This is a genomic window from Seonamhaeicola sp. ABD4_175, from assembly GCF_056160885.1.
Genome location: NZ_JBSWYC010000008.1, coordinates 1 through 13,111, shown reverse-complemented (window position 1 = coordinate 13,111; position 13,111 = coordinate 1). Strand labels below are relative to the sequence as shown.

Annotated in this window: 4 protein-coding genes; all 4 read left to right on the top strand. The window is 35.1% G+C overall.

The window, feature by feature from the left end; translation table 11 throughout:
* Positions 1-2,806, top strand: a 2,806-nt coding sequence (locus tag ACXAG4_RS15385; protein WP_475296983.1) for a T9SS type B sorting domain-containing protein, incomplete at its 5' end; no start/stop codon positions are given.
* A gap of 33 nt (positions 2,807-2,839) precedes the next feature.
* Positions 2,840-3,772: a PorP/SprF family type IX secretion system membrane protein gene (locus ACXAG4_RS15380; RefSeq protein WP_475296982.1), complete on the top strand. Its 933-nt coding sequence runs from the start codon at positions 2,840-2,842 to the stop codon at positions 3,770-3,772.
* Between the two features lie 11 nt (positions 3,773-3,783).
* Complete coding sequence (locus ACXAG4_RS15375; protein ID WP_475296981.1) at positions 3,784-5,727, top strand: OmpA family protein; 1,944 nt, start codon at positions 3,784-3,786, stop codon at positions 5,725-5,727.
* 414 nt (positions 5,728-6,141) lie between these two features.
* Positions 6,142-13,111 (top strand): Ig-like domain-containing protein (locus tag ACXAG4_RS15370; protein ID WP_475296980.1); only part of this gene is annotated, 6,970 nt, incomplete at its 3' end.

Below are 13,111 nucleotides of genomic sequence, written 5' to 3'. Positions count from 1 at the left end.
CAATGCCGATTGTGATGGCGATGGTGTAACCAATGGCGATGAAATAGACCCAGATGGAGACGGTACACCAAACACCGATGGCACCGAGACCAATTGGAATGATCCATGTGATTTTACCGCATCAGATATTACCTTAACAGTAACAGCAGTAACAGACTGTGATGGTGATGGCGAAGACAGCACAACCGATCCAGATGATTCAGATCCATGTAACGGAGGCGATGTATCAGGCGTAGATTTAACCAATACAACAAGTTTATGGGCATTAGCCGATTGTGATGGCGATGGTGTAACTAATTTAGATGAAGTAGATCCAAATGGCGATGGTACACAAGGCCCAAACAATACAGATCCAAATGATTCATGTGATTACACCGTTTCAGATATCACATTACCAATCACCTCAGGGGCCGATTGTGACGGCGACGGTACAACAGACCAAGAAGAAGTAGACCCAGATAATGATGGTACACCAAATACAGACGGTACAGAAACCGATCCAACCGATCCATGTGAAGACAATGGCACATTAGGCGATGAAGATTTAAGCAATCCAATCTTTGCAAATGCCGATTGTGATGGCGATGGTGTAACCAATGGCGATGAAATAGACCCAGATGGAGACGGTACACCAAACACCGATGGCACCGAGACCAATTGGAATGATCCATGTGATTTTACCGCATCAGATATTACCTTAACAGTAACAGCAGTAACAGACTGTGATGGTGATGGCGAAGACAGCACAACCGATCCAGATGATTCAGATCCATGTAACGGAGGCGATGTATCAGGAGTAGATTTAACCAATACAACAAGTTTATGGGCATTAGCCGATTGTGATGGCGATGGTGTAACTAATTTAGATGAAGTAGATCCAAATGGCGATGGTACACAAGGCCCAAACAATACAGATCCAAATGATTCATGTGATTACACCGTTTCAGATATCACATTACCAATCACCTCAGGGGCCGATTGTGACGGCGACGGTACAACAGACCAAGAAGAAGTAGACCCAGATAATGATGGTACACCAAATACAGACGGTACAGAAACCGATCCAACCAATCCATGTGAAGACAATGGCACATTAGGCGATGAAGATTTAAGCAATCCAATCTTTGCAAATGCCGATTGTGATGGCGATGGTGTAACCAATGGCGATGAGATAGATCCAGATGGAGACGGAACACCAAACACCGATGGTACCGAGACCAATTGGAATGATCCATGTGATTTTACCGCATCAGATATTACCTTAACAGTAACAGCAGTAACAGACTGTGATGGTGATGGCGAAGACAGCACAACCGATCCAGATGATTCAGATCCATGTAACGGAGGCGATGTATCAGGCATAGATTTAACCAATACAACAAGTTTATGGGCATTAGCCGATTGTGATGGCGATGGCGTAACTAATTTAGATGAAGTAGATCCAAATGGCGATGGTACACAAGGCCCAAACAATACAGATCCAAATGATTCATGTGATTACAATGTTTCAGATATCACATTACCAATCAGCTCAGGGGCTGATTGTGACGGCGACGGTACAACAGACCAAGAAGAAGTAGACCCCGATAATGATGGCACACCAAATACAGACGGTACAGAAACCGATCCAACCAATCCATGTGAAGACAATGGCACATTAGGCGATGAAGATTTAAGCAATCCAATCTTTGCCAATGCCGATTGTGATGGCGATGGTGTAACCAATGGCGATGAAATAGACCCAGATGGAGACGGTACACCAAACACCGATGGCACCGAGACCGATTGGAATGATCCATGTGATTACAATGTTTCAGATATTACCTTAACAGTAACCGCAGTAACAGACTGTGATGGCGATGGCGAAGACAGTACAACCGATCCAGATGATTCAGATCCATGTATTGGTGGTAATATTATTAATGTTGATTTAGCTGATATTAATAGCTTATGGGCGCAAGCCGATTGTGATGGCGATGGCGTTTTAAATATTGATGAAATAGATCCTGATGGTGATGCAGTGCAAGGAGATAATGATACGGATTGGAATAATGCGTGTGATTATAACCCAATAGATATAACACAACCAGTTACAGCTAATCCAGACTGTAATGGTGAATTAGAGGTAACTAAAACAGCAGATTTGGCTTTTGGTAATGATTTAGGAGATGTAATTGATTATACTATTGTAGTTGAAAATACAGGAGATGCTACAATAACTAATATTACTTTTGAAGATGTATTTACAGATGTTAATGGAAACACGCTACAGTTAACACAGCAACCCATTTTTGATAGTAGTGATAGAGGAAGTATAGATGGCATCTTATTACCAGGTGAGACTGCTACATACACGGCTAGTTTTACTATTACACAAGAAGCTATTAATGCCGGAGGGGTTCAAAATGTAATAACATTTACAGGAGAACAACCTAATGGAAGTATAGTTTTAGATGCAAGTGATGATGGTGATGATCTTGATGGTAATACCTCAAATGATCCAACAATTACTGAATTAGGTTGCTTAATAGTGTTTAATGAATTTTCGCCTAATGGTGATGGAGATAATGATTACTTAATTATTAATTGTATTTCTAATTATCCAAATAATACATTAAAAGTTTATAACAGGTGGGGTAATATAGTTTACGAAAAGAGGAAGTATAATAATGATTGGGATGGAACATCTAATGGACGTTCAACTTTAAAAGTATCAGAAAAACTTCCAGTAGGAACTTATTATTACGTTCTAGACTTTGGTGATGGATCTAAACCTAAAGTAGGCTGGTTATACATTAACAGGTAAATTAAGTAAACAACTAATAAAAAATTAAAAGAGATGATACGTAAATCATTACTAATAAAAAGTTTAGTTTTAATAGTGTTTACTACACTGTTAACACATAACATTCAGGCGCAACAAGATGCCCAGTATACACACTATATGTACAATACAATGAGTGTAAACCCTGGTTATACAGGTCAAAGAGATGTGTTAAGTGCTGTGGCGCTTTATAGAACTCAATGGGTTGGAATAGATGGGGCTCCAAAAACTTTAAATTTTGGTATACACAGCCCTTTAAGAAATGAAAGAGTAGCTTTAGGTTTAAATATTACTAGTGATCAATTAGGGCCTGCATCAGAGACAAGTATAGACTTGAATATGTCCTATACAATTCCAATGAATAGGTATGGCGATTTAGAATTATCATTTGGTGTAAAAGGAGGAATCCATTTGTTAGATACTGATTGGAGCAAAGGGGTATTTCAAAATACAGATAGAGTGTTTAATAATAATGTAAACTTAATTTCTCCAACCTTGGGTACTGGTGTGTATTTGCATTCTGAAAAATGGTACTTAGGTTTAGCGGTTCCAAATATTATAGAAACAGATCATTATGATGATTTTGAAGAATCTATAGCAACAGAGCGTATGCACTACTTTTTAATAGGTGGTTATGTTTTTGATGTTGGCTTGAGCACACAATTAAAACCAGCCTTTTTAGTAAAGGCTGTTGATGGCGCTCCTTTAATAGCAGATGTATCATTAAACGCATTATTTAATGAACAATTTACAGTAGGCTTATCTTACAGATGGGATGATTCTGTAAGTGGTTTAGTTGGATTTCAAATTACCGATAATATATTTATTGGCTATAGTTATGATTTAACCACCACAGGATTAAATAACTATAATAGCGGTACCCACGAAATTATGTTAAGGTTTGAGCCAAGTCAATTAGGTAAAATATTATCTCCAAGATTCTTTTAAAAGTTAGAATTATGAAAATAACCAAAAATATATTTACAATTATAGCACTATCAATAGTTTTAGTTGGTAATGCTCAAAGTAAAAAAACTTTGAAAAAAGTAACTAAAGAGTATGATAAATTCTCTTATGTAAAAACTACCGATGTATTATTAGATATTGCTGAAAAAGGTTTCGAGTCTAAAGATATTTTACAAAAACTAGGTAATTCGTATTACTTTAATAATGAAATGGAAGATGCCGAAAAATGGTACTCAAAGCTATTAAATAACTATAAAGGTATTGAAGCCGAGTATTTGTTTAGATATGCTCAAACACTAAAATCTTTAAAAAGATATGAAGAAGCTGATGAATGGATGCTTAAGTTTGTTGAGATACAAGGAAATGAAAGAAGAAGTGAAATTTTCAATAATCACAAAAATTATTTAGCAGATATTGATAGATTAAGCGAAGATTTTGCTCTAACTAATTTAGAAATAAATACTGAAGTATCAGATTTTGGTAGCAACCAATACAATGGTCAACTAATTTTTGCATCATCAAGAGGTAACGGTAAAAAGTATAAATGGAACAACCAACCATACTTAAATTTATACATTTCAAACAAAGAAGAAAATGGTAATTACACCAAAGCAAAACTTTTAAATAACAGTGTAAATACAAAGTACCATGAATCATCAGTAGCATTTATGCCAAAAAATGATGTTATGTATTTTACACGCAACAATTTCTTTAAGCATAAACTTAAAAGAGACGAAGCAGGTGTTAATAGATTACAAATTTATCGTTCAAAACTAAATTCTAACAATAAATGGGATGATATAGAATCTGTGCATTTCAATAGTAAGGAGTACAGTGTTGCTCACCCAACAATTAATAGATTGGGTACAAAAATGTACTTTGCATCTGATATGCCAGGAACTATAGGGAATTCAGACTTGTACGTGGTAGATATTAATGAAGATGGGACGCTTGGTACCCCCGTTAATTTAGGGGTGCATCTAAATACAGAAAGTCATGAAACATTCCCTTTTATAAATGCCAGCGGAGATTTATATTTTTCATCAAACGGGCGTAACGGGCTAGGTGGTTTAGATGTTTACCTGGTAAGAGATTTTGAAGAAAAGTATGCTAAAGAATTACCGCTAACTATTGAAAACGTTGGAAAGCCAATTAATAGCCCTATGGATGATTTTGGATATTATGAAAACCTGTTTACACAAGAAGGTTTCATTACATCAAACAGAGAAGGCGGTATGGGAGATGATGATATATATAGCTTTACAATACCAAGTTGTGTTCAAAACCTATCAGGTATAGTGTACGATAAAAAAACAAACAACGTATTACCAAATGCTAAAGTAATACTGTTAAATAAATCAGGCGATAAAATATCCGAAGTCACTGCAAATAACAAAGGTTTTTATGAGTTTGTTGATGCTTTAAAATGTAATTCAGAATATTTGTTAAGAGCTTCAAAAGAGAAATACCAAGATGATGAGCAACGTTTTACTTCAACAAATAACAGAAAAGCCAGTATTAAGGTTGATGCTTATTTAAATATAGATGAAATATCAATTACTGAAGGTACTAACCTAAGAGAAGCCTTAAGTTTAAATCCTATTTATTTTGATTTAGATAAACATTACATAAGAAAAGATGCCGAAATTGAATTACAAAAAGTAATATCAGTAATGCAAAAATTTCCTAACCTAAAAATTGATGTAAGGTCGCATACTGATAGTAGAGCAACCAAAGCGTATAATAATCAATTATCTGAACGCAGAAATAAATCAACAATACAATATATTATTGAAAAAGGAAATATTGCCCCAGAAAGGCTATCAGGTAAAGGTTACGGCGAAACGCAACTAGTAAATAAATGTTCAGACGGCGTACCATGTTCAGAGGCAGAGCATCAATTAAACAGAAGAAGTGATTTTATTGTAGTGAAGTAACGTAAAGCAAACAAATATCAATTTAAAAAAGAGTATTTATAATAAATACTCTTTTTTTTATTCCAAACTAAGTACATAAAATTAAAATAAGCTTTCAGTTCGTCGATACATATTAGCTATTCGTCTATAGAAATAGGTATAAAAACTTTGAAAGAATTTATACTCATTATATAGCGTTAAGTTTGTCTACAAGTGTTTTATGTATTTAAAAATAAAAAAATGATATTGATTCCACATTTGGTTTCATTGAGACATAAAATATTATAAATATATATATGATAATATTTAGTTAAAAAAATAAACAAGCAAAATATATATATTTAAAATGAGACTTTTTTTGTCAAAGAGGTCTAAAATAGAAACAGCATAATAAATTATAATACGTATCCTAAATAACTAATTAAATAAGTAACTATGATGTTAAAATTACTAAATTTAATTTATAGTAAAACAAGATGTATTCACACAAACAAAATGATGTTTTTGTTTATGTGTTTTTTGTTTACATTAAATACTGCATTTGCCCAATTTGGGAACGATGGGCAAAGTGATAATAATGGTGATTTCAGGTTGGTTTACATTAACCAGCAAGATGTGGAAGCTCAAAATGTAAATGGTACTACAAATGAAATTTCAGTACAATCATTAAGAGGCGCTACAACACCGCAAGCATTACACTCATTGTTTGTAACAGTTCAAATGCCTCCAGGGGTTTCCTACACACCGGGAACTGTTGTTATTACAGATAATAATAACTCAGGAGGTACATATGTTATTGCAGAGGCAGATATTAGTAATTTAAATGCGCCTCAATTTTCTATTTTTAACAATGGGGTTCAAACAGATCCTTGGGGAGCTGGAGATTATGTGTATTTTACAGTAGAGAGAACTGCAGATGTTGGAGCTACAGCAGGTAATTGTGAAGCCGTAACTTATAAAGAAAATGGTAATTCATTTAAAGACTATGTAAAATTAAATTATGTTAATTCCGCATCTGGAGCACAAACAGCAACAGACATAAACCCGCTAATAGGAAATTATGATTTGTTATCAGCTTCTTTATCTATTGAGGCTATTGCTCCTGTAAACGGCATTGTTGGTGGTGGTAATGTGCATACAAGAAATGTATCAGTAGTTAATGGAGGAAATTCAAGTATTACAGAAGGGCAACATATTGTTAATTTAGGTACAAGTATTTCAAATTACAGTTTGTCTTATAACGGAACGCAATTAACACCCGATGCTGGCTCAACAGCAACACAATTAATTTATACTTTTGATTTATCTTTACCAATTCCTTCTCCTTATGCTACAGCTACAGCTGATGAAGATGGAGATGGAGCTTTTGAAGGTGGAGAGAAATTAGTATTTACTGAAAGTTTTCAATTAACAAATTGCGTTGATACAGAAGTTAGCCACTCTGCACAATGGGTTTGTCAATCATCACAAACTACAACGGGTAACGTTTTATTTGGTGCTAACAATCCTAATTTAGTAATAACCCGTGTGCAAAACCCACATAATATTGGGCAAACTAACCATATTATTTTAGAAATTCAAAATACTGGTTCAGGTACAGCAGCTTGGGCAAAAGATGTGCTTTTTAATTTAGGTTTAGGTGCTAATGGAGAATCTGAAAGTACAAGCTATACAAATAATATTTTTTGGGCTTTTGATAGGTTTGATACTAGAAGAGTAAGTAATTTTACTATTGATGGACAACCTTTTACACCTTCTCAGCTACCAACAACAAATACCACCAGAGCTGGTTATGGTTCTGGTTACACCCTGGCGTTATTACCAAACCAAAATAATCCAAATATTGATGGAACTGGTGGCTTGACGGATGTTGATGGTGATGGTTTTTTTGATGATATAGCACCCGGAGATACAGTAGTTTTTGAATTTGATTATGATTTAAACACTAGAGAGAATTGTGGTATAGGTGCTTACCATTACATGCAATGGGAACATTTATTTTTTGATGTTTTAACCAAAGATCAATGTGATACAGCAAGACCTACAGAAGGAACAGACCTGAATTACGGTAATATAATGAGAGATAGAGCAAATCCTACTCTATTAGAACAAGATACTGATATTGAAGAAGGTGTACCGTTTGAAGTAGCAGTAGCACCTTCAATGAATATTACAGATTTTACCCATAATGATCATGGTGCCTTAAATACAAATGCAGACAGTGAGTTTTTTGTAACAATTACAGTGCCAAGAGGTGTAGATTTAGATACAGCTAACCCAAATGCAGCAAACTTTACACAAGTTAATGGGGCTTACACACCTGGTATAGCAGGTGCAGGAACAAATACCATAACTTACAGTACTACAGATTTACAAAATTGGTATGTGCTTGGAGTTAATGGCGATAATTACGCAAGGTTTCCATTAATAATGAATTGTGCAGAACTAGAATTAGGAGGGGTGCAATCAACAATTAGCATATCTTACGAAACTGAATTAAGATTGTATGATGCACCTGGTGGTAATGAAATTTTCTCAAGAAATATACATTGTAGCACTTTCGAGCCAATTATTGAGCATTCGTGTAACCCTCCTTGTGCAGGACCAAATATTACAGCTTTTGATGCCTACAGAATAACGCCTGGTTTTACAGATAATACCATGTCGGCAACTGTAGATTTATCATCAGGAGCCTATGAGCTAGATTTATATTTAGCCGGAGATGAAATGATGGTTGAAACAGATGGTTTTATGAGTAATTTATCATCTGATAATTTATCTTTCATTCAAACCTATACAACAGATGGAACAACATCAGGAGCTGATGATATTGAATTTGTTTCTGGTACAGTAGTAATTACCGATGATTCTTCAGGATTAAATACATCTACATTTTCAATACCAGCACCAACAATTACTAGTAGTGGTAATAATCATACTTTAATATACGATTTATCAGGCGTTATACCAGAATTAGATTCTGGAACTATTGATGATGCAGATTCTTTTCATGTAGAATTCTTATACAGATTTACAACAAATACCTATACAAATTTCGGGTATCATATTTTATCTAACTTTAGAGGGCGTTATAGAATTACAGAAACATTACCAGGTACTACATCTGGTATAGCCAATGATAATGATAATGACGGTACACCTAATGAAAACATTAGTTGTTTTGATTGGGGAGATAGTGTTGGCTATCATAGACCTGATATTATAAGAAACCATACTACAACCTCAAGTTTTGAATATTGTGAAGAGCGTTGGGTACCATTAAGAAACGATTATATACGTGCAAATTCAACACATTTACATCCAGGAGAGTATAGGCCAGTTACCATGATACAAGAAATGGTGTTTACTGTACCTGATGGTATTGAAGTAGTTGATGTAAGAGGGCGTAATACCGAAGGGACTTTTTATTTGAGTGATGGTAATTTAGCTATGACGCAATCAGGTAATACTTTTACTGTTACTCCAGCAGGTAATTATAGAAATTTAAATCAAAGAGCAACAGCTTCTTATGGGTGGGATATTTTAGTAAAAGCATCTTGTGAGTTTGATGGTTCATCTCAAATTACTTCTGTTACAACTTCAGAATATTTAGCATATTCAAATAATTCAGAAATAATCACCATAAATAATAGAGGTAATTTAAATTACACACGACCTACATTTATTTTACAACCATTATTTAGTTCTACAGTTGTTGGTTATGGTGTTGAGGCAGAATTTGATTTGAATGTAGTAAATACCAGTAATTCAGGTGGAGACATAGACTTCAATTGGATATATATTCCTAACACCCCAAATATAACAGTTACAGCAGCTGAAGATATAACAGGAGGTGGTGCAATTCCTTTAAATATTGTACAAGCAAATGGTAATTATTATGTTGAAATTGGAAATTTAAATGTTTCTAGCCCAAAAGACATAAGAATAAAAGCCACCTATGATAGTTGTACTGATATACCAGTAGATTTTTATTTAGGTTGGGATTGTGATGCTTACCCTACAGATTATGGGGCAACAACAAATGTTTGTTATGATAATACAGTACAGTTAACATTACAACCGGCTGTAGCTCAAATACAGCAATCAATTACACAACAGCCAACATCGGCCGTAGATATGTGTAACCCTTTTATTGTAGATGTGCAATATGTAAGTGCACAGGTAGGCACAATTGAAAATCCAACAGCATCAATACGCGTATTTAATGGTGCTGGCGCTTTAGATATAAACCTTGTTGAAGTAGAATACCCTGCAGGTTCAGGTGTTTGGGAAGATGTAACCGCATCTGTAACAACACCAAATACTAATACGTACTCTGTCCCTATATCACATTCAGCTTTAACAGCATATGGAGGTCTTCCAGGAACCGGTGCAGTTGGTTCTTCAGTAAATGATAGAACAGCAAATATTAGATATACACTGCAAACAACATGTGATTTTGTTTCTAATTCAGCATTATCATTTATTGTAAATGGCAACAGAACTTGTGGAGAACCAGGTATAGGAAATGGAAGTAGAACACTAACCGACGGTATACAAGTAAACGGTTTAAGTGCAACTTATGATGCATTATCAACTGTAACATTACCAGGATTAGCAGATCCAGGAGGAGGACACATTGATGGTTGTGCTTCTCAAGAAACTATAAATATTCAAACTACAATTTCTGAGTTGCCAGCTGTTCCAGGAGCAACAACAGGCTCAAGTGATTTCGGGAGAGTAAATTTACCAACAGGTGTAACGTATGTTCCTGGTAGTTTTAATAATATAGGCGCTAACGTACTAACTTTAATAAGCTCAACTGATACGGAATTAATAGTACAATACCCAGCAGGATTGGGTGATCAAGAAACTACCGAGTTTGAAATTGATATTGTTCCAGATGCTGGTTATTGTGAAGAGAATGCTGAAGTTAGTTTTACCAATTATATAGAACAAGCAAGCGGTGTAAGTTGTGGCGGTTCTAGTTGTGGTTCAAACTTAATAGCAACAGGTAGTACCAGAGAAGATTTAGATATAAATAAAGCAGCAGTAACAATTAATTTAGATAGTGCAGTAGCAAATGTTGCAGTTTCTGATGAGTTAATTACAGCAGACTTTACTATAGATAACACTTCTGGTGTTGATGTTACAGCACCAGCAGTAATTGGAGCATATTATGATGTGAATTTAGATGGCGTTTATGATGCAGGAGATATAGAATTAGGTTCACAAACAATAACATCTAATATACCAGCAGGAAGCTCAATTTCAGAGAGCATTCAATTTACAGCAACCCCAGAACAAGCATGTAACATTTTACTAGTTATGCGTGTTGATGAAAACCCGTGTATTTGTGTTCCAGCTAGTGTAGATATGGGGGCTCCATCTGTATTAACAGGTGTAGCAGGTTCTAATGTGCCGGTTTGTGAAGTTAATGAAGGTAATAATGTGCAGTTAGGTATAACTAATAACCCAGATTACACCTATGAATGGACAGGTATAACACCCGCCGATGATGTTGCATATTTAGATAATGCAACAATAGCACAACCAACATTTGTATATTCTGGTCCAAGTTTAACGGCCACAACTACCTTTACTTATCAAGTTGAAATAACACGCCCAGGAGGATGTACTTCTACAGATACAGTTGAAGTAACTGTTGGTTACATAGCAGAACCAACCATAGCTTCAAGTGATTTAGATATTTGTGCTGATGAATATTTATCAATTACATTTGGCAATACACTTGCTGAAAATGAAATTATTAAGATTTGGAAAAATGCAGCTTTAACAACACCTGCAAACTTACCAAATACAAGCGGAATATGGACTTCTACAGAACTATATGCACCAGGTTCAGGAAACTTATATGCAACTGTTGAAAATACAGTAACAGGGTGTAGAACTAATGCAGTAGCTATACCATATACAGTTTTAGAACGTACAGATATTCCAACCATAACAGTAACTGAACCAACTTGTTCTACTGCAGGTTCAGCCTCAGTAAGTAATTTTGTTGCAGGTGCTGTTTATACATCTACACCTTCAGGTTTAACTGTAGATGCAAGTGGTGTTATTAGTGGCTTTACATATGGAACAGAATACACACTTACAGCCGAAGATACCGCAACACCATTATGTATATCTGAAGTCTCAGATCCTTTTATTGTAAATGATCAATTGGCAGCTCCAAATGCACCAGCATTTACAAGTACTAATAGTGTTTGTACAGGACAAATAGGAACTGTTTCAGTTTCAAATCCTTCAGGTACATCAACCTATACATTAACCGGTACTAGTCCTGTGGTAGCAGCTCAAACAGGAACAAGTTTTAATAATTTAGCCGCTGGAACTTACGAGTTAACAGAAACTAATGCAGATGCATGTATATCAACACCAACCGTAATTGTTATAATTAATAATTGTACAGATGCAATAGATGATATTAATAATACATATGTAGATACATCTGTTGGCGGTAATGTAATTACCAATGATGAAGATGCCGAAGGCGATAACTTAACGGTAACCAATTACGATGCACTTAGTAATAATGGTGGTTCTGTGGTTATGAATTCTGATGGTACATATTTATACACGCCAGCATCAGGATTTACTGGTATTGATACGTTTTCATATACTATTTGTGATGATGGTCAACCGCAGGCATGTGATACAGCAATAGTAACAATAGAAGTGTTATCTGATCCTATTTCTGGTAATAATGAGGTAGTAGCAAATAATGATACAGCTACTACAGAGTCTGGAACACCTGTAGATATTGTTGTACTATCAAATGATTATGATCCTGAAGGCGATACTTTTACAATAACACCTAGTTCAGCAACAGACCCTGCTAACGGTTCTGTTGTTGAAAATGGAGATGGTACAATAACTTATGTTCCAGATCCTGGTTTTGTGGGTGAAGATATTTTTACATATGAAATATGTGATAATGGTGCGCCTCAAGTATGTGATATTGCTACGGTAACTGTAACAGTTGAAGAGGCTGATGCTACTGATAATGATACTTACGCCAATGACGATACATATAATGGTAATCCAAATACAGACATAGTTGGTAATGTTTTAGATAACGATACTGACCCAGAAACTAATACACAAACTGTAAATACAACTCCTATAAATAATGTTGATAATGGGACATTGGTACTTAATGGAGATGGAACATTTACATATACACCAGATCCTGATTATGTAGGTACAGATAGCTTTGTTTATGAAGTTTGCGATAATGGTACGCCTGTAGCTTGTGATTTAGCAACTGTTTATCTTACTATAAATCCCCAAACCTCAGATTTAAGTATTAATAAAACAGTAAGTGATGCCACACCAAATGTAGGCGATGTAGTAACCTTCACGATAAGCTTAAGCAATG

Excerpts from the sequence above, each read along its gene's own strand:
- ACXAG4_RS15375 (WP_475296981.1), top strand. The coding sequence starts at position 3,784 with ATGAAAATAACCAAAAATATATTTACAATTATAGCACTATCAATAGTT.
- ACXAG4_RS15380 (WP_475296982.1), top strand. The coding sequence starts at position 2,840 with ATGATACGTAAATCATTACTAATAAAAAGTTTAGTTTTAATAGTGTTT.